We start from the raw sequence: 21189 nt of genomic DNA, 5'->3' as shown, positions 1-21189 counted from the left end.
TGTTCAGTCCCCACCAGCTACTCATCTCGCGGTAAGGAACCGCAGCAGTACAGTGGAATCGCAATATAAGACCGGAGTGTTTCGTGAAAAGGAAAGCTTCTAGTGGCCCAGGCTGACACTTCCAGTTCTGAGAACGTCCAGTACGTTGTGGACCGTCTGGTTTTGTGGGCGAAGCGCGTGGACAGAAGCCTGGCCCGCGTGGAGTACCTGTCCGAATCGACTCGCCAGGAAGTGGTTATCCGGTTGCGCTCGGCTCTGGCTCCACTGGGAATCAAATTTCACGAAGTAGCCCTGCTGCAGGAAAAGGCTCCTGCCCAATTGGTTTGGGATTTGCTTGAAAACCTCGCTGCTCTAGAGCCGGGCGTTCTTTCTGTAAGCGGCTTTGAAGAAACGTTCCTGCGCGATGATGTGCGCAATCTGGTGTACCTGAACTACCAACGCGAAAAGTTTGCAGATCTGCCTCTTCGCCAGATCTGGTGGCTCACCCCGACCCTGGCAGACGCATTCACGCGCGCTATTCCTGATCTAGACTCCTGGTTTGTCGTGCGTCTGAAGCTAACGAGTGTGTAGCCCAGAAAAAGTGCATCCAACCTGGCAGCCTGTGGCTTCCCTCTGACAACCAACCATATCAGCCTGGATGATTCACGCTGTCATTCTTGCGGTTGCTATAGCCCGATGGAGCCGGAGCACCACAGCCTCCTCGCGCATCGCTTTACAACCCCAAGAGCCGCATATCTCCATTACATTAGAGTTGCTCTTTCAATCAGGAACGCTCACGAAACGCTCTTGCACTACAACCGTTAGGCTACCTCAGGAGATTTATGACACCCATCGAACTGGTTATTGAAGGAGAAGGAGCGGTTTCAGCCGCAGCGGAGCTACTTCGTGAGCCTGACATCGAGGGCTTCCAGGAACCACTGGATGCCTCCGGCAAAAGGGAACCCATCACCCTGGCTGCAGTCGCTACTATCGTCAGCATCGCTGGCGGTACCATCAGCGGAGTCTCGGGTCTAGTAAGTCTTGCTGAGAAGATCCACCAGTGGTACAGCAAGCGCAAGCAGACCAAAGAGGCCAACAAAATTACAAAAGTTTTGCTCATCGGCTCTAACGGCAAGCGCTTGTTATTGGAAGGTGCTACCCCCGAGCAGATCCGTAAGGTGCTGGAGCCCTGAAGATGCCTATTGATAGTCTCTTCCTGCAGTTGAACGAGACCGGCGACAGCCAATATGTCCGTCTGGATTGTCGCTTACCGGGCAAGGCCGCCTCTGAGGAACGCACTTTACCACTGGCTCAGATCGAAGACCTGCTGGGACAGGCAGAGCGGGACTTTTACGTAGTACGACCCGATATTGTCGCTATTGGCAAACGGCTCTTCGCCTGGCTCGATGGAGATGAGCGGTGGCTCGGTCAGGCTGTGAGTCAAAGCAGTGCTAATTTGCTGGTGCTGCACATCGGCGTCAAACGAGCAGGCCGCCTGCGTCATCTGCCCTGGGAGGCTCTGCACGATGGTGAGCAATTCTTGGTGCAGCGGTTCCCACCCGTGTTGCCCGTGCGCACTATCCCCGGTGAGAGTAAGAAATGGCAACCGCAGGATCGTCCACTGCTCACAGTCTTCATGGCCTGTTCACCCGAAGGGGTAGAGCCGCCCCTGGACTTCGAGCGGGAAGAGAGTGCCATTCTCCAAGCTACTGCCGACTTGCCCCTGCAAATGCGGGTGGAAGAAAGTGGCAACCTGCCTCTGCTGGGCAAACGTCTGGAACGCTACGGTTCTGGCGAGGTCGATATTCTGCATTTGACTGGACATGCGGGCCTGGGTGCTAATGGTCCCTTTTTTGTGGCGGAGAACGAGGTTGGCGAGCGTCAGGATGTGAGTGACAAGGACATTGCCAGAGCACTGCAGTTTCGTATCCCGCCGCTGGTGTTCCTGTCCGGTTGCCGCACCGGTCAGGGAGGAAGCGAAGGAGCCATCCCTTCGATGGCCGAAGCGCTGGTGGAAGCTGGAGCCACGGCGGTGCTCGGCTGGGGCTTGCCTATCGAGGACACTACTGCTACCAAGGCTGCCGCTCAACTGTACGAGCATCTCGCCGCCGGATGTGCTCTGTCGGAAGCTTTGATCAAGACCTACCTGCACCTGCTGGACGAGAAGGCTGCCAACTGGCATCTGCTGCGTCTGCATGTTCGGGGCGAATGTCCTGGCTCCCTGGTGCAACCATCTGGGGACATGCTCACGCTACCTCTGCCTCCTGCTGCCACAGAATTTCTTGACGAGGAGCAGCAGGTACGGGTAGCGACCTCCGAGCAGTTTGTTGGCCGCCGCCGGTTGTTGCAGAAGACTCTAAAGATCCTGCAGGGCAGCCGCAACATCGGCGTGGTGCTGCTTGGTCAAGGAGGAATAGGCAAAAGCAGTCTCGCTGCCCGCTTACTGGAGCGATTGGCAGAATATAGCCGCATCGTGCTGTATCGGGATCTCACAGAAGAGCGCCTGACAAGCAAGTTGGCTCGCCAGTGTGAGTCAGATGGGGGCCATGACATCTTGAACGGTAGGCTGCCCACCCTGCAGAAGTGGCAGCGCTTCTTCAAGGCCGGTCTCAATGCACCCAACCAGCGTCTGGCTATTGTGCTGGACGACTTCGAGGCCAACTTCGAGACTGACGACGAGGGCAAAGTCATTCTCCGGGAGGGCAAACCCCTCCTCAAAGCCGAAGTCGTCCCAATCCTGCGAGATCTGCTGGCAGCAGTGCAGGGAAGCGGCCTGCCTCACCGCCTCATCATCACCAGCCGCTACGACTTCACGGTAGCTGACCCCAAACTCAACGCCCTACTCGAACGATTTCAGGTGCCTGCCCTACGCGGAGCAGACCTGATGAAAAAGTGTGAGCGTCTGAAATCATTTCGACCAGGCGCAGAGGTAGATGCAGATAACCGGCGGCGAGCATTGAAGTTGGCTGCAGGCAACCCGCGCTTGCTGGAACGGCTAGACAAAGTACTGCAGGCAAAAGATCTGGACCAGCAGGCTCTACTGCTGAAGCTGGAACAGACCGGAGTGGAGTACTGCGAAGAGATTCTGGTGGAGCACCTGTTGAACAAGCAGGAGCCGGAGTTGCGCCGGATGCTGGAGTGTGGACGGGTGTACGAGTTGCCGGTGCCTGCCGAGGCGTTCCTGGCTGTCTGTCAGGGTATTGCCTCACTGGAACGACACATCGAGCGCGCCCGTTCCCTGGGCCTGCTGGAAGCCGGACTGGACGGCAGTCTGTGGGTGCCCCCGTTGGTCATTGCTGCTGTCCCGGAGCCAGTACAACCGCTGGCACAATTAGCTGTCGATGCACTGTACCGCTGCTGGTGGGAGCACTCTGGTAGATGCATCGAAGCGCAGGCTCTGGAGATCTATCGCCTGGCAAAGGTAGCTGAGCAATGGGAGCAGATGCAAAAAGTTGCTGATGCTCTCGTAATGCAGTGGCAACAGCAGGGTCGTTACTTGGAAGCTGAACCACTACAGTCCGACGTGTTGCGATCATGCCGGTATCTACTGGGCCAGGAGCATCCAAAGGTAGCTGCTAGCCTCAACAACCTAGCCGTTCTCTACTACGCTCAGGGTCGGTACGAAGAGGCCGAGCCATTGTACCTTCAGGCTCTCCAAATGCGACAGAAGCTATTGGGTCAGGAGCATCCAAAGGTAGCTGATAGCCTTAACAACCTGGCTGCACTCTACATGGACCAGGGTCGGTACGAGAAAGCGGAGCCGCTTTACATGCAGGCTCTCCAGATACAGAAGAAGCGGTTGGGCCAGATGCATCCACAAGTAGCTATTATCCTGGGCAATCTAGCTAGACTATACTATCACCAAGGTCGGTACGAGAGAGCAGAGCCGCTGTTCCTTCAGGCGCTTCAGATACAAAAGAAGCTATTAGGTCAGGAGCATCCAGACGTAGCCAAAAATCTGGGCAGTTTGGCCGCACTTTACGAATCCCAGGGAAAGTACGATAAATCCGAGTTGCTGTTCCTTCAGGCGCTTCAGATACAAAAGAAGTTGTTGGGTCAAGAGCATCCAGACGTGGCCAGAAATCTGGGCAATCTAGCCTTTCTCTATTATTCCCAGGGTCGGTACGAGGAGGCCGAGCCACTGTACCTTCAGGCTCTCCAAATGCAACAGAAGCTATTGGGTCAGGAGCATCCAGACGTGGCTGCTAACCTCAATAACCTTGGCTTACTTTACTATTCCCAGAACCAATACGAGCAGGCGGAGCCGCGCTTTATGCAGGCTATCCAGATGCAGAAAAAGCTGCTAGGTGAGGAGCATCCGGACCTAGCTGATAGCTTGGGTAATTTAGCCATAATCAAATATTCCCAGAAACAGTACGAGGAAGCCGAGCCACTGTTCACCCAGGTTCTCCAGATGCAACAAAATCTACTGGGCCAGGAGCATCCAGTTGTAGCTGTCAGCCTGGGAAATTTGGCCATGCTTTACTATTCCCAGGGTCGGTACGAAGAGGCCGAGCCACTGTACCTTCAGGCTCTCCAAATGCGACAGAAGCTATTGGGTCAGGAGCATCCAGACGTGGCCATAAACTTATGCAATCTAGCTTTGCTTTACACAGCCCAGAGTCGGTATGAGCAGGCGGAGCCACTGTATGTACGGGCAGTTGAGGTACTACTAAAGAAGCTCGGTACCGAACATCCCAACACCATCACTGTTCGGCAGAATTATGTCGGCATGCTGGAGCGCATCGTGCAGGAACAGCCCGCCCTGCTCGAAAAGCTACTATCGCAGGGGTCTCCAATGACCCAGGATCTGCTCAGGCAGATGCTTCAGCAGGAGTAATAAGCTTTCGGCTGTCTGCAACCAGGAAATAGTGTTACTGGTAGAGCAGTCGGTCTTGCAAATCTTGTCTGCGTCGGTATACCCTGCTCTCTAGTGTTTGCTGGGAAACTGTCCTTCCAGTTGTAGGAGATAACCGCATGACGACGAACAACCGTGTGAGTGTTGAATTTTCTGCCGAAGACCAGAAAGCCATTCTTGACGCCATTGCCCTCATCCGCCAGAAGTTGCCGTTTCTGGTTGGGCTCACCGCAGATGAAAGACGCGCCCTGCCCAGGCTCGGAGATAAAAGTCGCGCCTTTGTCGCCCGCGCTCTTGAGATAGCCGGGCAAAATCCGGACTTCCTGCCCCGCACCTTCGAGGTGCAGGAGATGCGGCGGGATGTGGAATTGTTCGAGAAGCTGTATCCGATTGCCCTGTCGCTCAGGCAGTTGGACGAGTTGCTGGAGGACACGACGACAGTAGTAGGGGCAGAGGCGTATGGAGCAGCGCTCACGGTCTACAACTTTGGTCGTTACAGCGGCAAGGGGTTAGGTCTGGATGGAGCGCTCGATGAGATGGGCCGCCGCTTTGCTCGCAAGGCACGCCGCAGTGAGCCTGCTGCTCCCACGGTTTGAGCTGAGCGGTCCCCGCTGGGAGACGGTGTTCTGAGCTGCTATCGGCACCGATGCTCACAGGTATGCAAGCCCGGAGTCTGGAACGGCCAGGCTCCGGGCTTCGGCTTTCAGGTTCAAAACCTCGTCTTTCAGGTTCGGAACTTCAAGCTCGGGGTTCCGAACCTCAAGTTTCAGGTTCAAAACCTCATCTTTCTGGTCCAGAACCTCAAGTTTCAGGTTCCAGACCTCATCCTTCGGGTTCGGAACCCCATCTTCCAGGTTCAGAACCTCAAGTTCCAGGTTTTGAACCTCGAATTTCTGGTTGCGAACCTCAAGTTCCGGGTTTTGAACCTCGAACTTCAGGTTCGGAACCCCGAGCTTCCGGTTTGGAACTGAAAACTTCCGGCTCAGGTCAGGCCGCTAAAGACTGGTTTCCACGCCAATTCGGTAGAGAATGCCGGGGGTGAAGATGCGGTTGGCCCGCTCGTAGGGCACGTCCGCCAGATTTTCGATGTAGGCGGTGAAGGCCAGATTCGGGGTGAGCGGGATGCGGGTGCGTAGATCCAGGGAGAGCCAGGGCGAAGAAAAGTCAGTGTTGTTCACCCCCGGCAGGGTGTAAAAGGCCCGGCGGCTGCCGCTGCCGTAGGTGGCGATGAGGTTGGCCTGGTAACCGCCGTGGTCGTAGCCCACGCCCGCCTGGCCCACCGAGTAGGGGACGAGGCCCAGTTGCAGTCCGGCGTCGGAACCGGTGAGGATTTTGGCGTCGGTGTAGGTGTAGTTGAGAAAGCTCGACCACTCGGGGGCGATCTGCCAGCGCAGGGCGAGTTCGAGGCCGTTGGTGGCGACGGAGCCGATATTCTGCCAGCGATTGTCGGAACCGACGGCGAGGCGGTTGGCGAGGCCACTGCCGAAGTAGGTGAACTGGCCGCTCAGAGCCTCGCTGAAGCGCACGTCGAATCCGGCGGTGTAGGCGGAGCCGGTCTCGGGTACCAGATTGGGGTTGGGCAGCCAGCCGTGAACGGTGTCGTAGACGAAGAGCTGATCCAGGCCCGGATTGCGCTGGGCGAGCACCCAACTGGCCCGCAGGGCGACATCCGGGCTCAGTGCATAGCGGATGCCCAGGCTCGGGTTGGTGTAGCTGCCAAAGAGGCTATTCACCGTCTGGCGCACGCCCAGTTCTAACTGCAGGGGCTTCGCAACGGTCCAGCTGCTCAGGGCAAAGAAGGCACCGTTGAAGACGGCGTGGCTCTCGCCGCCGTTGTTGGCGGCGCGGGCCGGGTTGGTGCTCAAGATCGTGCCGGTGAGGCTGTTGTTGAGCAGGTCGAAGCCATAGCGCAGGCGGTGGCCGGGGGAGGTGTACCAGTCGTGCTCGATGCGGGCGCTGATGAGTTGCGAGTCGAGGCTGCCGGTGCGGCTGAACTGGTTCTGGTTCGGGCCGTAGGTGTTGAAGTAGTCCTGGTTGTAGCCCAGGCTGACGCTCAAGAGCGAATCTTCCCCTCCTCCAAGCTGGCTGCGCCAGTTCAAGCCCGTATTGAGGCCGTCGTGGTCGAGGCGGTCGCACTGCAGGGGCAAAGCCGGGTTGCAGTTGCCGGGAAAGCCAAAGTACAGCAGGCCCTTGCGGGAGACGATCTTGGTGAGATCAAAGGAGAGGGTGTTGCGGCTGTCGGGTTCGTAGCTGAAGTTGGCGGCGTAGCTGTTGCGGTAGGCGTCGCCGTTGAAGAGCCGCCCGTCCGGGCCGCGATTGACCGATTCAAAAGGAACACCGTAGCGGTTGTCGGCCAAAAAGCTCTGGTAGTTGACGGTGTAGCTGAACTGATCGCCCGCCCCGGCGAAGGCGGCCCGGTAGTTGCTCTGGCCGTAGGAACCGTATTCGAGGCTGGCGCTGAGCCGGGGCTGGCCCCGGCCTTTTTTGGTGACGACGTTGAGCACGCCGCCAAAGCCCTCGCTGCCATAAAGAGTCGAGCTGGCTCCGCTCGTCAGTTCGACCTTTTCGATCGCCTCGACCGGCAGGGCGTTGAAGTCGGTGGTGCCGTGGTAGGTGTTGATGTTGGTGCCGAAGGGGCGGCCATTGAGGAGCAGGGTCGATTGGTTGATCGAAGCTCCCCGGTAGTAGGTGCCGGTGTGGATGTCCGCCCCTGGCCCGACATCGTTGATCGCAAAGCCCGGCAGCCCCCGCAGCACATCCGCCAGGCTCTGCGCTCCCTGTTTTTCGATCTGGGCGGCGGGCACGGTGTAGACCGGCGTCGCCGGGGGAGCGGGCTGGCGCGTCTCCGCCTGGGGGGTCAAAACCGGGATCGCAGGTTCTGCCTGGGATAGCAGGTCCGCTGCCCGCTGGGACGGGTGGACCAGTTCGGAGCGGGTGGGCGCGCTCTGGGCCGCCGCAAGCGTCGGCAGGCCCAGGATGAGCAGGGCAAGACAGATCGAAGTTTTCAAGCGATTACCGGTGGCTAACTCAGCCGCTCATTGTCAGGCAGGACGGATGACTCGTCAAAAGACCGGCTGTCAAACCAAAAAAAGACGGCCTGCAGGGGGGTACAGGCCGCCGAGGTAGCTTTCACTACCCTCTTTTACGATCGGGCAAAGCGGCGTTCGAGTAGAGTGGCAGGGCCGCAGCAACGGTTGCGCCTGAATGAAGTTTCCACTGCGGTTGCTGCGGGTACACTCGGAGCGCCGCCGCAGCGAGATTGACGCTCGCTTCGATTTACATCCATAATAAGAAGCTGTGTCTGTGCCCCCATCGTCTAGAGGCCCAGGACACCTCCCTTTCACGGAGGCGACACCGGTTCGAATCCGGTTGGGGGTATGCGCCATTCAAAGCCGGCGGATCTCACTGGATAGCGCCTCGTTCGAGGGCGGAGAGCGACCGGTTCGCTTCGATTCTTAAAAAAGTCAGATCGCTTTATGGGCTGCGATGGGCTGCCGCCAGCCGATGCCGAAGGCGCGGGGGCTGACTCTCAGGCCAGGAGGCAGTTGGCGGCGCTTGAATTCGGCCCGATCGACCAGTTGGAGCACCCGCCGGACGGTTGCCGGGTCGTGACCGGCAGCTTCGATCTGCTCTGGGGTGCGGTTCTGCTCGATCAAAAGCCGCAGGATGCTGTCGAGTGCGTCGTAGGGGGGCAGGCTGTCGGAGTCGCGCTGGCCGGGGCGCAGTTCGGCGGAGGGGGGCTTGGTCAGAATGCTGGCGGGGATCAGCTCTCGGTCGCGGTTGAGCCAGTGGGCGAGCCGATACACTTCGCCCTTGTACAGATCCGAAATCACCGCCAGGGCCCCGGCGGTGTCGCCGTAGAGCGTGTTGTAGCCGACGGCAGTCTCCGACTTGTTGCCGGTGGTGAGCACGAGGCGGCCAAACTTGTTGGAGAGGGCCATCATCAGCGTGCCCCGGATGCGCGCCTGGAGATTTTCCTCGGTAATGTCGGCGCTGTACCCGGCAAAGCTGTGAGAAAGAATCTGCTCGAAGGCGTCCATCGCCGGAGCGATGGGCAGCTTCAGCGTTTCGACGCCCAGGTTGGCGGCAAGGGCGAGGCTGTCGTCGATGCTGCCGGGGCTCGAATAGGGCGAGGGCATCAGGACAGCGAGCACGTTCGCAGGTCCAAGGGCAGCGCTCGCCACCGCCAGGGTGAGGGCCGAATCGATGCCGCCGGAGAAGGCGACGAGAGCCTGACGAAAACCGCACTTGCGCACGTAATCCGCCGTCCCCATCACCAGCGCCTCCCAGACCTCGGCTTCGCCCGCAAACACTGGCGAGCAGTGACCGCTGAGGGCTTCGGTGTCAACTACGAGCAGATCCGGCTCGAAGCTCCGGGCGCGGGCGACGAGTCCGCCGTCGGGGCCAAAGGCACAGCTACAGCCGTCGAACAACAGTTCGTCGTTGCCGCCCACCTGATTGACGTAGAGCAGCGGCAGGCGGTGGCGGCGGGCGGTGTGGCCCAGCAGGCGCTCACGAAACGATTGCACCCCCCGGTAGTAGGGCGAGGCGGAAAGGTTAATCAGCAACCCGGCCCCGGCTGTGACGAGTTCTTCCACCGGATCGCGGTGATAGCGCTGCACCGGCCAGAACTCGCGGTCGTTCCAGCCGTCCTCGCAGATGTGGACGCCCAGGGACTGGCGAGCGAGATCCAAAGGCTGGACTGTCTTACCTGGCTCGAAGTAGCGGTCCTCGTCGAAGACATCGTAGGTCGGTAAAAGCACCTTGCGCGCTGCGACCCGGCATTCGCCCCCGGCGAGCAGCACTGCCGCGTTGGCGAGGGGGCGGCCCCCGTCGCTGGGTACCACCGTGCCCACCAGCACCGGCAGCACACCCCTCAGGGCGCGGGCCAGATCCGCTCCCACCCCGGCGGCTCTCGCAACAAAAGCCGGGTCCAACAGCAAATCGCGGGGCGGATACCCGAGGAGAGCGAGTTCGGAGGTGACCGCCAGATCCGCCCCACAAGCAGCCGCCTGGCGGGCGGCCTGCTCGATGCGGCCAGCATTGCCCACCAGATCCCCCACCGTCAGGTTCAGTTGCAACAGGGCAATCTGCACAAAGGCACACCTCGAATGGCAGCGTCTTCTAGCCCACCATAACGTTAGGATGAAAAGATGATTGCGACTCCATCGACTACCGTTCAGAACTTTGCGGGCACCGTCCGCACCCTGCCCAACGGGCTGACTTTGATCTTGCGTTCGATTCCTACTGCCGCTGCCGTGACCTGTGACCTCTGGGTGCGCACCGGAGCCCGGACCGAGCCGGAGGCTCTGGCAGGGGTGTCTCACTTTCTGGAGCACATGATCTTCAAGGGCACCGAGAAGCTCGGCCCCGGCGTCTTCGATTCGCAGATCGAAAATCGGGGCGGGGTGACCAACGCCGCTACCAGCCAGGACTACACCCACTACTACATCACCGTCGCCAACGAGCACTTCGAGGCGGCGCTACCGTACCTGGTCGAGCTGGTCAATCGAGCGGCGATCCCGCCCGACGAGTACGAGCGCGAGCGGCTGGTCGTCCTCGAAGAGATCCGCCGCTCCCACGACAGCCCGGACCGCCGGGCTTTTGAGATCCTGGCGCGCACGATGTACCCGGATCACCCCTACGGCAGGCCGGTGCTGGGTACCGCCGAGAGCTTGCTTGCGATGAGCGCCGATCAGATGCGCGCCTACCACCGCGAGCGCTACCAGCCCGCCAACACGGTCGCCGTGATCGTGGGCGGCGTGAGCGAGGAGCGGATGCTCGCCGCCTGTGAGGCCGAATTTGCCGATCTTGCCGGGCAGCCGATCCCAGCTTCCGTAGAGCAGCCTCCGGCCCTGGTGCCGCCGGGTATACACACCCATACCCTGGCGCGGCTGGAGCAGCCCCGGCTCCTCCTGGCCTGGCAGGGAGCGCCCATCGCCGACATCGAGGAGGCGATCGGCCTCGATGTGCTCGCCACCATCCTCGCGGAGGGGCGCACCTCGCGGCTGGTCCGCTCGCTGCGCGAAGAAAAAGGCTGGGTGCGCTCGATCCAGGCGTACTTTATGCCCCAGAAGCAGCCGGGACTGTTCGTAATCGCCGCCCAGGCCGATCACCAGCGGTTGGAGGCGGTCGAAGCCGAAGTGCGCGGGCAGCTTGCCCAGTTAATCGATGAGCCGGTGAGCGACGACGAGTTAGGGCGGGCCGTGCGCATCCTGCGCAACGACTTTGTCTTTAACACCGAAGCCCCCGCCCAACTGGCCGGGCTCTACGGCTACTACAGCACTGTCGCCACCCTTGAGACGGCCCTGGATTATCCTGCTTACCTGCAGAAGGTGCGCCCCACCGACCTGCAGCGCATCGCCCGCCACTACATCGATCCGCAAAAGGCCGTCGTCTTGCGCCTGCTTCCTGAATCGCTCTGAGGTGCCATGTTTCGTACCGTTCTCGGCAATGGCCTGCGCGTGCTCGTGCTTGCCAATCCTGCCGTCGATATCGTCAGCGCCCGCTTTTTTATCCGTTCCGGTTCCCGCCACGAAACCCAGCCGGGGCTCGTTCACCTGATAGCCTCGGTGCTGAGCAAGGGCACCCAGCGACGCGACTCGATGGCGATCGCCCACGCCGTCGAATCGCTCGGGGCGATGCTCGGAGCAGACGGCAGCCCCGATTACTTCCAGCTCTCGATAAAGAGCCTGGGCGAAGATTTTCCAGCCCTGCTGGCCCTCGCCGCCGAACTCTTAAATGAAGCCACCTTTCCGGCGGAGCAGATCGAGATCGAGCGCAAAGTCACCCTCCAGGCGATCCGCTCCCAGCAGGAGCGTCCCTTTACCGTCGCCTACAACCAGTTCCGCCGCGCCCTCTACGGCGAGCATCCCTACGCCTTTGCCGAACTGGGCACCGAGGAGAGCGTCCAGGCGATCGAGCGCCAACAGTTGCTGGCTTTTTACCGCACTCACTTCCGGCCCGACAACGCCATCTTTGTCTGCGTCGGCCCGGTCGAACCGGAGGCCGTCGTCGAGCAGCTCGAAGCGGTCCTGGCGGGCTGGAAGGCTCCGGCGGTGCCGCTGCCCACGCCTCCGGCCTCTGCGGTCTTGATCCCGGCTCAGCAAACGGTGCAGACGGTGCAGCCCACCCAGCAGAGCATGGTCCTGGTGGGTTATCCGGCGGTGGCTGTCGGTGAAGCGGATTTTGCCGCCCTCAAGCTCATCGGCACCTACCTGGGCAACGGCCTTTCGAGCCGTCTATTTACCGAGTTGCGCGAAAAGCGCGGTCTGGCCTACGAAGTCTCCGCCTTTTTCCCGACCAGGGTCGATCGCTCCCACTTCGTCACCTACATCGGCACCGCCCCCGAAAATACGCGCACCTGCGAGCAGAGCCTGCGCTTCGAGGCAAAGCGGCTCACCCAGATCGACCTGAGCGAAGAAGAATTGCAGATCGCCAAGAACAAGTTTCTCGGCCAGTACGCCCTGGGCAAGCAGACCAACAGCCAGGTGAGCCAGCTATGGGGCTGGTACGAGGCGATCGGGGTGGGAGCCGACTTTGATCGCACCTATACCGAGGCGATTGCCCGCCTGCGCCCCGAGGATCTGCGCGCCGCCGCCGAGCGCACTTTCACAGAACCCCTCGTCTCACTGGTCGGCCCCGCCGAAGTGCCAGCGTTGATCTGATTCTGCTCCTGGCAGTTCGTAAAACCGATGCACGGTTTGCCCTGGCTTGAGTAGTTCCAGCAAAGGTTTGGCGATTTTGAGTGCCTGACCAAAAACCTCGTCCCCAAATGGGCAGATGCCGATCGAACCTGCTGGATGACGTAGGCCACTAAGAGGAGAGAGCTATCCACAATACGCTCACTGTCGTATAGCCTGCAGCAAGAAGACAGCCCTAGCCTGAGAATGTCCTCATCTGGGCGGAACTGTCTATGTGGATCGCTAGCTCACCCCTGCTGGCAGCGACAGCGGCACCGGCGGAAGCCAACATCGTCATGTTGCTGCTGATTCAAATCGGCATCATCATCGCCCTCTCGCGGGGCGTCGGGCTGTTGTTCAAAAAGATCAGCCAGCCCCTTGTCATCGGCGAAATCGTCGCCGGTATTTTGCTGGGGCCGTCGTTTTTTGGCTTGATCGCCCCGGATCTCTCGGCGCAGCTGTTTCCGCCTGAGACGCTGCCCTACTTGAACATCCTCGCCCAGGTCGGGCTGGTGTTCTTTATGTTTTTGGTGGGGCTTGAATTCAACAGCGACAACCTCAAGGGCAAGGGCCACGCGGCGGTGGTCGTCTCCCATGTGAGCATCATTGCGCCCTTTTTCTTGGGCGGATTGCTCGCGCTCTACCTCTACGAGTCGCTCTCCACCAGTGCCGTGCCCTTTTTGTCCTTTTCGCTATTTATGGGCGCGGCGATGTCGGTGACGGCCTTTCCGGTCCTGGCGCGCATTCTGACGGAGCGCAACCTCCACAAGACTTATCTGGGAACGATCGCCATCACCTGTGCGGCGGTCGATGATGTCACTGCCTGGTGTCTGCTCGCCTTTGTGATTTCGGTGGTGCGCTCGGGCGACTTGCTGGGGGCGGTGCCGACGACGCTTTTAGCAGTGGTCTATATCGGCTTTATGCTCACCGTTGGCCGCACGCTGCTCGCCCAACTGGCTGATTTTGTCGAAAAGAGCAACAACGGTCGGCTGACGCAACTGTGGGTAGCGGTGATCTTTATTGGCCTCATCATCTCCGCCACGATCACAGAACTCATCGGCATCCACAATATCTTCGGCGCGTTTCTCTTTGGTGCGGTCATGCCCCAGCGCCGCGTCTTCGTGCGCGATCTGGCCGAGAAGACCGAAGATTTTACAGTCGTCTTTTTGCTGCCGATTTTCTTTGCCTACACCGGCCTGCGCACCCAGTTCGGTCTATTAAATAACTCCTCGCTGTGGCTCGACTGTGCCCTGGTGGTGCTCGCCGCCACCCTGGGCAAGTTCGGCGGCTCAAGCCTCTCGGCGAAACTCTCGGGGTTGAACTGGCGCGAATCTTCTGCCCTCGGCGTGCTGATGAACACGCGTGGCCTGATGGAACTGATCATCCTCAATATCGGCCTCGATCTGGGCGTCATTTCCCCGGCCCTGTTCGCGATGATGGTGATCATGGCGCTGGTGACTACCTTTGCCACCACCCCCATCCTCGAATGGATCTATCCCCAGGACCGCTTCGGCGTGGTGAGCGAAGAGGAGGAAGAAGTCTACCTGCAGGCAGCCGATCCGGCAAGCACCTATTCGATCGTCGTGCCGGTGGCCAACCCCGATTCCCAACTGGGACTGTTGCAAATGGCCCAATCTCTCACCCTGCCGGAGGCGTCCGCCTCGCGCATCTATCCGGTCAACCTGGTGCGATTGGGCGACGAGTACAGCTTTGAGAGTTTACCGGAGCAGGCCGAGAAGCTGGTAAGCCAGAGCCGTGAGCGCCTCGACGCTCTCGTGCGGCGGGTGATCGTGAAGCATCAGCAGGTGCATTCGATGAGCCAGCTCTCCGACGACATCCCCGGCGACATCCGCCGGATCACCCAGGCATACCACGCCGACCTGGTGCTCTTAGGCTGGCACCGGCCCACCTTCACCCAGGATCTGCTGGGCGGCAATGTGCGGCCCATCCTCGAAGCCGCCCCCGCCGATGTGGCGGTCTTCATCGACCGGGGTCTCAAACTCGAAGCGCGCTCGCGGATTGTCGTTCCCTACTCCGGCACGATCCACGACCGGCTCGCCGTCGAGATCGCCCTGCGCCTCGCCCTCGGCTGTGGGGCGAGTCTGCGGGTGCTGCAGGCGGTAGCCCTCAGCCGGGAGGTGGGCGATCTGATTGCGCTTTTCCAGGAGCGCCTTGGGATCGAGGTCTCGCCTATCCTGGGCGATCCGCTCAGCGATACGGTCGAAGCGAGCCGCAGCGCCGATCTGCTGGTCGTCGGCACCAGCGCCCGCTGGGGCCTCGATCGCCACATCTTCGGTAAGAGCACCGACGAGCTGGCCACCCGCTGCCAGACTTCTCTTCTCATCGTCAAGCACCACAAAGATGCGACGCCCCACCTGCAATCGCTCATCGGCGAGCGCCCGGCGATTGTGACCACCGCCTCGGAGTAGCCAGCCATGAAAGCCAACCCCAAAACCGTCGCCCTCTACATCGGCATGATCGGGTTCATCGTCGCCGCCTTCAGCGCTATCGCCAGTTACGGTTCGACCCACCTGCGCGCCCCCGAGGCGATCGGTGGCCAGTACGTCGTGAGGGGACTACCCGGCGACTGCTTCAGCGAGCCGCCCCTGCTGGTGGTTGGCCAGTCCGGCAGCTACCTGGGAGCTGACATCGTGCCCGCCGACGCCAAAAAGAACCTGCTCACCCGCGCCCTCAAGGGCAACGGCCTGCTCCACGGGCAGGTCGAGTCCGCAAAGGTGCATCTCGCAGGCAGAATCAGCCTCGGCACCTGCAAAGAAAAGCAACCCGTAACCCTCGAAGCGAGCGTGGCTGGTGGCCGCCTGCAGGGCCAGGTTGCCCTTGCAGGCCGCACCCTCGCTATCGAAGGAGAAACCAAAAAAGCCGAGTAGACTCTCCGGGGTTACTTGACGGTGATCGCGAGCACCATGCCCTTCGAGTAGTGGCGACCAACGTGGCAGGCGAATTCAAACTCGCCTGCCTCTTTGAATGTAAAGTCGCGCACCGCCGTGGCACCGGGCTTGAGATCGTCTTCTTCGACTTCGATGAGCGCCTTTTTGGTATCGCGCTCGCTGCGCGGGATGATCATCCACTCGTGTTCTCTTTGTCCAGCATTCTCAATTATGAAGTGATAAGGGACGCCCTTCTCAAAGCTGGTCAGCGATGACTCGACTGTGTATTCGCCGAGCGTAATCTTGACATCGACCGGCTTTTTCATGTCGGCAGCTACCCCAGCCGAAGCAAAGGCAGCAAAAGCAAGCAGCAGGGCGGGTACAGACCGTCGCAGCATGAGGTGTCTCCTGGTTAAAACGGGTGATAGCGGGCCGGTGGGACGGAAAAGCCCGTCGCTTACCGCAAGTTATTATCAATAAGCGGCGACTGTTTGTCAACGTCCAGTGGCGATGAACGTTTTCTTTAGTACTGATCGCTGGTTGTCTGGATATCCCGCAGCCAGGTAGTGACTGCCTTGCTGAAGGCACTCTCGACCACCGTGTAAGGCGGCAGAGCGTCGATGGTGGGCGGGTCGGACTGGGGTTTTGGATAATCGCCCAGGTAGGGGCCGAGCTTGCTGTCGAGTGCTTCGGGAATCGGACGAAAGACGGTGCGCACATCGCTCAACCACCAGCGCCCACCACTCGGGGCGACGCGGATCGTGCGGTCGATGAGCACCGGCACCAGCCGGCCCTTTTGAAAAATTCGCTCAAGGGTGACGAAGGCGATCGCGTAGCTGTCGCCCGGACCGTGGGCGACGCGGGGGTTGCTCGTGAGCACCAGATGCCAGTCTGAGCGCGCTCGGGCGTACTCGCGGTTGACGTAATCGGGCAAGGCTGCGGTGAGCCGGGTCGAAAGTTCGTCCACCGCGAGCGGGCTATTTTCTGCCTGGGCAACAAGAACGTTGAGCAGTAGCAGTCCGGCAGCGAGGGCGAGGATGAGCCTGGGTTTCACAGGGCAATCTCCTCGACGATGGCCGCGAAGGCAGCGGCTGGATCGGGGGCGGCGAGCACGGGCCGGCCCACCACCAGATAATCGGCCCCCGCTCGGATCGCCTGGAGGGGTGTGCAGGTCCGGCGCTGGTCGGCGACCTCGGCACCGGCAGGCCGGATGCCGGGGGTGACGATGAGCAATTTGTCGCCGAGCCGGGCACGCACCGCCTCCGCTTCGTGGGGAGAACAGACGATCCCTGGAACGCCCCCCGCCAGGGCAAGACCGGCCAGGTGGGCGACGTAATCGGTTGGGCTCTGCTCGATGAGCAGCTCATCTTTTAGAACTGTCTCGTCCAGACTGGTGAGCAGGGTGACGGCGAGCACCGCTGGAGCGGGGATGCCCAGGTGCTCCGCTTCCCTCGCACACGCATCGGCTGCCGCCCTCAGCATGGCGGTGCCACCGGCGGCGTGAACGGTGAGCAAGTCCGCTCCCAGGTGCGTCACCCGGCGGCAGGCTCCGGCGACCGTGTTGGGAATATCGTGCAACTTGAGATCGAGAAACACCCGCAGTCCCTGAGCCTTGAGATCTTTCACCAGTCCGGGGCCGGCGGCAACAAACAGCTCAAGGCCGACTTTCCAGAAGCGGACCTGGGGCAGGCGCTGCACCCACTGCCAGGCCGTCGGGGCGTCGGGCACATCGAGGGCGACAATGATCCGTTCGGCAACTGGAATCATCAGAATGGTGCCGGTTGATTGCGGCGGGGCAGGTGGTTGGGCTGGGACTTGAGGTGGCGCAAGAACGCCTGCAACTCGCCTGCCTCCAACTGCGAGCGCGTATTTTTGCCGAAGGTCCGCTGCAGGTAGTCGCGCCCTTCCTTTGAACTCCAGCCGATGCGCTGCATCTGCACGTCGGTCTGGGCAAGCAGGTCCGAGAGGTCCACCGGCGGCTCCAACTCGTAGCTGTGGCCGTTGCTGCTCGCGAGCAGCGACGGCGCTTCTTCTTCGTAGACGGGCAGAGAACCGTTGGTGGGGGCGTGGTTCACCTCGCCTGGCCGGGCCGGGGCAGACGGCAGGGCAAAAGAATCGCCCGTCGGCTCGCGTCCACGCTGGTCGAACAGGGCAAATCCGGCCACCTGCAAGGCCCGCTCGATCGCCCGCTCCTCGGCCTTTTCGATGTCGGCGTGAACAGCCAGGCCCGAGGCGAGCACCCAGTTGCGGTCGATGCGCACCTCGGCGCGGACGGTGTACGCCCCGGCGTCAAAGCGCAACAACTCGGCGACGACGGTGCCGGTCGGGTGCCGCTCACGAAAAAGTTGAAGCAGCCTCGGGGAAACAGACATTCAGTCGAGATCAAAGCCTCCCTTCAGGGTACCAGTTCGCTCAGCCCTTGCAATTATGGGCCGCCTGTGGGAATGTGATTTTAATCCTCGGAGAGAGGATTTTTTCATCACAGGGAGCCTGCGATGCGCAAAAAATACGACTTTTGCATCTATATTGGTCGCTTTCAGCCGTTTCATCTCGGCCACCTTCAGAGTGTGCGCATTGCCCTGGAGGAAGCCGAAAGGCTGATTATCGTTATCGGCAGCCACCGGACGGCACCGAATATCAAGAACCCCTGGACCTCGGCCCAGCGGGAGCAGATGATCCGCCAGACCCTCAAGGACGAGCCGGAGCTGCTGGCGCGCATTCACTTTGTACCGGTGCGCGACCAGCTCTACAGCGACAACCTCTGGGTAGCCGATATTCAGCAAAAAGTGCTCGCCATCGCCGACGACGACAGCGCCGTGGCGATCATCGGCCACCGCAAGGACGAAAGCTCCTACTACCTCGATAGCTTTCCGCAGTGGAGCTACATCGAGACCGGCAACTACCGCGACATTCACTCCACCGATATCCGGGCCGCCTACTTGAGCCGCGCCCCCGAAGCGAGTTACTTCGACAAACTGCCGGTCGGTGTGCAGGTGAACCTGAGCACTTTTCAAAGCGACCCACTGTTCGAGGAACTGTGCGGCGAGTACACCTTTATCCAGAACTACAAAAAAGCCTGGTCGGTGGCTCCGTATCCGCCCACCTTCGTCACCGTCGATGCCGTCGTCGTCCAGTCCGGCCACGTGCTCATCGTCCGGCGCAAGGCCCACCCTGGCCACGGCCTTTTTGCCCTGCCGGGGGGCTTCGTCGATCAAGACGAGACCCTGCTGGAGGGGATGCTGCGCGAACTCAAAGAAGAGACGGGCCTCAAGGTGCCGGTGCCGGTCCTGCGCGGTTCGATCGTCGATAGCCACGTCTTCGATAACCCCGGTCGTTCGCTGCGGGGCCGGACGATCACCCACGCCTACTTCATCCAGCTCAAGGCGGGCAAGTTGCCGGCGGTCAAAGGGGGCGACGATGCTGACAAGGCGCTGTGGATGTCGCTCGCCGATCTCTACGTCCACGAGGATCATTTCTTCGAGGACCACTTTGCGATCATTCAGCACTTCGTAAGCAGAGTCTGAGGTAGCTTCCGCTATCGCCGTAATTGCCAGACTGCCGCCGGATAGACCGAAGCGGCTCACCACCATCCCGGAGTGGGAAAGGAACCATCGTCATGCAGTACAACCTCGTCCTCGATACCGACAGCTACAAGGCTTCGCACTACCTGCAGTACCCGCCTGGAACGACATCGCTGTTTGCCTACATCGAGTCGCGGGGCGGGCGCTACCCGAACACGGTCTTTTTTGGTCTGCAGTACCTGCTCAAGGAATATCTCAGCCGTCCCGTCGAGCAGTGGATGGTCGAGGAAGCAAAAGATTTTTTTGCGGCCCACGGGCTGCCCTTCAACTACGAGGGCTGGTCCTACATTGTCCGGGAGCGGGGCGGAAAGCTGCCGGTGCGGATCCGGGCGGTGAGCGAGGGCAGCGTCGTCCCGGTCCACAACGCGCTGGTGACGATCGAATCGACCGATCCGGCGGTCTTCTGGCTGGTCACCTACCTGGAGACGCTGCTGCTGCGCGTCTGGTATCCGATTACCGTCGCCACCCGCAGCTGGTATCTCAAGCAGACCATCCGCGAGTACCTCGACAAGAGCGCCGACGAACCAGAAAGTGAGATCGCCTTCAAGTTGCACGATTTTGGCTCGCGGGGCGTCTCCAGCAGCGAATCGGCGGGCATCGGCGGCATGGCCCATCTGGTCAACTTTCAAGGCTCCGACACGGCGATTGGGGTGCGCTACGCCAACCATTATTACCACCAGCCGATGGCCGCCTTCTCGATCCCGGCGGCGGAGCACTCGACGATCATCGCCTGGGGGCGCGAGCGCGAGGTGGACGCCTACCGCAACATGCTGGGTCGCTTTGCCAGGCCGGGGGCGACCCTGGCGGTCGTCTCCGACTCCTACGACCTCTGGAACGCCGTGCGCAACCTCTGGGGCGGCGATCTGCGCTCTCAGATTGAGCAATCCGGTGCCACGGTCGTCATTCGTCCTGACTCCGGTATTCCGGCTATCGTCGTGAGCCGGGTACTCAACATTCTCGACAACCAGTTCGGGAGCACAATCAACTCCAAAGGCTACAAACTGCTCAACCACGTGCGGGTCATCCAGGGCGACGGCGTCGATCACGACACACTGGCCGAGGTGCTCGAAACCGCTCTCAAACTCGGCTTCAGCGCCTCCAACATTGCCTTCGGCATGGGCGGGCAACTCCTGCAGGTGCTCAACCGCGACACGCTCAAGTTTGCGATGAAAGTCTCCGAGGTCGAAGTGGATGGCCGCTCACTGCCCGTCTTCAAAGACCCGATCACCGATCCGGGCAAGCGCAGCAAACAGGGCCGCCTCGATCTCGTCCGCGACGCCAACGGCGAGTACACCACGGTGCGCCTCACCGGCAGCGAGCCGTTGCCCACCAGCGAACTGGTCACCGTCTTTGAAGATGGCGAGGTGTGCCGCGAGTACACCCTGAACGACGTGCGCTCCCGCGCCGGAGCCTGAGCCGCAAAACTTTCACTACACGATGCATTTTGCGCCACCCCCGTTTGCAGGAAGCTCCTTCTTATGGACCGCCAGGCTGCAATCAGCTTCCAACCTGAGAAAGAGTCTATCTGTTTTACTCTGGGCGACCATGCAAAAAGAAGTTTCCTAGCGCCTTAGCGAAGAGGAATTATGAAGATTCAATTTGTCGGTGCGGTGGCTGCAGGTCTGCTGCTGGCGACAGCTCCCGGATTTGCCCAGACGACGAACACGCCGACGGGTAAGCCGACGACGACGCAGACAGATAACCCCCGCGCCAATCCGACTAACGATCAAAATGGACCGACCGACGAGAGCCGGACCGATGCCACGCCCTACGCCGGTACACCGTCCGCTGAGCGGCCCGACAGGACCGGCGATATGACGCGGATGGAAAAAGACAAGACGATGCAGAAGGGCACGACGACCTATCCGAGCAGCACCAAGCCGCCCAGGACGAGCCAGATGCAGCAGGACAAGGTCAGATCGGGCAAGGACGCCGACCGCGTCCCGGTGACCCAGACGACCGACCTGCCCGAGAACCAGAGCCGGCCCGACAGCGCTGTGGTTGCCGAGCCGCCCTCCGGTACCAGCAACGTCGATCCAAACCTCAACCCGTCGCGCTACAGCCGTCCGAAGGGCGATGCCCAGCCGGGCCGCGACATCCAGAGCAAGCCGGATTCCGGCTCGATGAGCGAGAAGCCCCGGTAAGCTCTTGCTGGATCTACAAAAGCGCTCCTGGGCCAGGGGCGCTTTTTGTTGGCCGAT

Annotated in this window: 17 protein-coding genes and 1 tRNA gene; 12 read left to right on the top strand and 6 right to left on the bottom strand. The window is 60.9% G+C overall.

The genetic code is table 11. The features are described from left to right. Window positions 1–102: 102 nt before the first annotated feature. The 4 genes from GKIL_RS15895 (at window position 103) to GKIL_RS15880 (ending at window position 5433) form a co-directional block, all read left to right on the top strand. Entirely contained in the window at window positions 103–570 is a 468-nt protein-coding gene (locus GKIL_RS15895; RefSeq protein ID WP_023174772.1) for a hypothetical protein, read from the top strand. Window positions 571–821: 251 nt separating this feature from the next. Next, the gene (locus GKIL_RS15890; protein WP_023174771.1) at window positions 822–1172 is read left to right on the top strand and encodes a hypothetical protein; all 351 of its coding nucleotides are present in this window, start codon (window positions 822–824) and stop codon (window positions 1170–1172) included. A 2-nt stretch (window positions 1173–1174) separates the two neighbouring features. Further along, on the top strand, window positions 1175–4819 hold the full coding sequence (locus GKIL_RS15885) for a tetratricopeptide repeat protein (protein WP_023174770.1): 3645 nt from the start codon (window positions 1175–1177) through the stop codon (window positions 4817–4819). Between the two features lie 137 nt (window positions 4820–4956). Next, a complete protein-coding gene (locus tag GKIL_RS15880; protein WP_023174769.1) occupies window positions 4957–5433 on the top strand; it encodes a hypothetical protein in 477 nt (158 codons plus the stop codon). Window positions 5434–5832: 399 nt separating this feature from the next. Here the strand turns inward: GKIL_RS15880 and GKIL_RS15875 are convergent, their stop codons facing one another. Continuing rightward, on the bottom strand, window positions 5833–7845 hold the full coding sequence (locus tag GKIL_RS15875; protein ID WP_023174768.1) for a TonB-dependent receptor plug domain-containing protein: 2013 nt from the start codon (window positions 7843–7845) through the stop codon (window positions 5833–5835). 297 nt (window positions 7846–8142) lie between these two features. Here GKIL_RS15875 and GKIL_RS15870 point away from each other — a divergent pair. After that, window positions 8143–8215, top strand: a tRNA-Glu gene (locus tag GKIL_RS15870). 86 nt (window positions 8216–8301) lie between these two features. On the opposite strand, the gene GKIL_RS15865 is transcribed toward GKIL_RS15870, so the two are convergent. Then, entirely contained in the window at window positions 8302–9933 is a 1632-nt protein-coding gene (locus GKIL_RS15865) for an NAD+ synthase (protein ID WP_023174766.1), read from the bottom strand. Between the two features lie 57 nt (window positions 9934–9990). Here GKIL_RS15865 and GKIL_RS15860 point away from each other — a divergent pair, with 57 nt between their 5' ends. The 4 genes from GKIL_RS15860 to GKIL_RS15845 all read left to right on the top strand — a co-directional run bounded on the left by GKIL_RS15860 (window position 9991) and on the right by GKIL_RS15845 (window position 15407). Then, window positions 9991–11262: a M16 family metallopeptidase gene (locus GKIL_RS15860; protein ID WP_023174765.1), complete on the top strand. Its 1272-nt coding sequence runs from the start codon at window positions 9991–9993 to the stop codon at window positions 11260–11262. A gap of 6 nt (window positions 11263–11268) precedes the next feature. Then, window positions 11269–12504, top strand: coding sequence for a M16 family metallopeptidase (locus GKIL_RS15855; RefSeq protein ID WP_023174764.1), 1236 nt, complete (start codon window positions 11269–11271; stop codon window positions 12502–12504). A gap of 248 nt (window positions 12505–12752) precedes the next feature. Continuing rightward, window positions 12753–14948: a cation:proton antiporter domain-containing protein gene (locus tag GKIL_RS15850; RefSeq protein ID WP_023174763.1), complete on the top strand. Its 2196-nt coding sequence runs from the start codon at window positions 12753–12755 to the stop codon at window positions 14946–14948. Between the two features lie 6 nt (window positions 14949–14954). Then, window positions 14955–15407 carry a hypothetical protein gene (locus GKIL_RS15845; RefSeq protein WP_023174762.1) on the top strand — a complete coding sequence of 151 codons (453 nt, stop codon included), beginning with the start codon at window positions 14955–14957 and terminating at the stop codon, window positions 15405–15407. A gap of 11 nt (window positions 15408–15418) precedes the next feature. Here the strand turns inward: GKIL_RS15845 and GKIL_RS22870 are convergent, their stop codons facing one another. The 4 genes from GKIL_RS22870 to GKIL_RS15825 form a co-directional block, all read right to left on the bottom strand. Beyond that, entirely contained in the window at window positions 15419–15805 is a 387-nt protein-coding gene (locus GKIL_RS22870) for a cupredoxin domain-containing protein (RefSeq protein ID WP_023174761.1), read from the bottom strand. Between the two features lie 125 nt (window positions 15806–15930). Further along, window positions 15931–16461: a hypothetical protein gene (locus GKIL_RS15835; protein ID WP_023174760.1), complete on the bottom strand. Its 531-nt coding sequence runs from the start codon at window positions 16459–16461 to the stop codon at window positions 15931–15933. Continuing rightward, the gene (gene pyrF, locus GKIL_RS15830; RefSeq protein WP_023174759.1) at window positions 16458–17174 is read right to left on the bottom strand and encodes an orotidine-5'-phosphate decarboxylase; all 717 of its coding nucleotides are present in this window, start codon (window positions 17172–17174) and stop codon (window positions 16458–16460) included. Before pyrF ends, GKIL_RS15835 begins: the two co-directional genes overlap by 4 nt. Beyond that, window positions 17174–17779, bottom strand: coding sequence for a hypothetical protein (locus GKIL_RS15825; protein WP_023174758.1), 606 nt, complete (start codon window positions 17777–17779; stop codon window positions 17174–17176). Before GKIL_RS15825 ends, pyrF begins: the two co-directional genes overlap by 1 nt. 123 nt (window positions 17780–17902) lie before the next feature. Between GKIL_RS15825 and GKIL_RS15820 the strand changes: the two genes are divergently transcribed. The 3 genes from GKIL_RS15820 to GKIL_RS15810 all read left to right on the top strand — a co-directional run bounded on the left by GKIL_RS15820 (window position 17903) and on the right by GKIL_RS15810 (window position 21132). Continuing rightward, window positions 17903–18931 (top strand): bifunctional nicotinamide-nucleotide adenylyltransferase/Nudix hydroxylase, encoded by a 1029-nt coding sequence (locus GKIL_RS15820; protein ID WP_023174757.1) that lies wholly within the window; start codon window positions 17903–17905, stop codon window positions 18929–18931. Window positions 18932–19023: 92 nt separating this feature from the next. Beyond that, entirely contained in the window at window positions 19024–20403 is a 1380-nt protein-coding gene (locus GKIL_RS15815) for a nicotinate phosphoribosyltransferase (RefSeq protein ID WP_023174755.1), read from the top strand. Window positions 20404–20574: 171 nt separating this feature from the next. Further along, window positions 20575–21132, top strand: a complete 558-nt coding sequence (locus GKIL_RS15810; RefSeq protein WP_023174754.1) for a hypothetical protein — start codon at window positions 20575–20577, stop codon at window positions 21130–21132. Window positions 21133–21189 lie beyond the last annotated feature (57 nt).

Origin of the sequence: Gloeobacter kilaueensis JS1 (genome assembly GCF_000484535.1) — a bacterium.
GTDB classification, from domain to species: domain Bacteria; phylum Cyanobacteriota; class Cyanobacteriia; order Gloeobacterales; family Gloeobacteraceae; genus Gloeobacter; species Gloeobacter kilaueensis.
The sequence above is the reverse complement of the archived record's forward strand: the minus strand, read 5'-3'. Positions and strand labels throughout refer to the sequence as shown.

Bases quoted from the DNA above. Each gene is read 5' to 3' on its own strand.
- GKIL_RS15890 (WP_023174771.1), top strand. From the start codon at position 822: ATGACACCCATCGAACTGGTTATTGAAGGAGAAGGAGCGGTTTCAGCC.
- GKIL_RS15885 (WP_023174770.1), top strand. From the start codon at position 1,175: ATGCCTATTGATAGTCTCTTCCTGCAGTTGAACGAGACCGGCGACAGC.
- GKIL_RS15880 (WP_023174769.1), top strand. From the start codon at position 4,957: ATGACGACGAACAACCGTGTGAGTGTTGAATTTTCTGCCGAAGACCAG.
- GKIL_RS15860 (WP_023174765.1), top strand. From the start codon at position 9,991: ATGATTGCGACTCCATCGACTACCGTTCAGAACTTTGCGGGCACCGTC.
- GKIL_RS15855 (WP_023174764.1), top strand. From the start codon at position 11,269: ATGTTTCGTACCGTTCTCGGCAATGGCCTGCGCGTGCTCGTGCTTGCC.
- GKIL_RS15850 (WP_023174763.1), top strand. From the start codon at position 12,753: ATGTGGATCGCTAGCTCACCCCTGCTGGCAGCGACAGCGGCACCGGCG.
- GKIL_RS15845 (WP_023174762.1), top strand. From the start codon at position 14,955: ATGAAAGCCAACCCCAAAACCGTCGCCCTCTACATCGGCATGATCGGG.
- GKIL_RS22870 (WP_023174761.1), bottom strand. From the start codon at position 15,805: ATGCTGCGACGGTCTGTACCCGCCCTGCTGCTTGCTTTTGCTGCCTTT.
- pyrF (WP_023174759.1), bottom strand. From the start codon at position 17,174: ATGATTCCAGTTGCCGAACGGATCATTGTCGCCCTCGATGTGCCCGAC.
- GKIL_RS15825 (WP_023174758.1), bottom strand. From the start codon at position 17,779: ATGTCTGTTTCCCCGAGGCTGCTTCAACTTTTTCGTGAGCGGCACCCG.
- GKIL_RS15820 (WP_023174757.1), top strand. From the start codon at position 17,903: ATGCGCAAAAAATACGACTTTTGCATCTATATTGGTCGCTTTCAGCCG.
- GKIL_RS15815 (WP_023174755.1), top strand. From the start codon at position 19,024: ATGCAGTACAACCTCGTCCTCGATACCGACAGCTACAAGGCTTCGCAC.
- GKIL_RS15810 (WP_023174754.1), top strand. From the start codon at position 20,575: ATGAAGATTCAATTTGTCGGTGCGGTGGCTGCAGGTCTGCTGCTGGCG.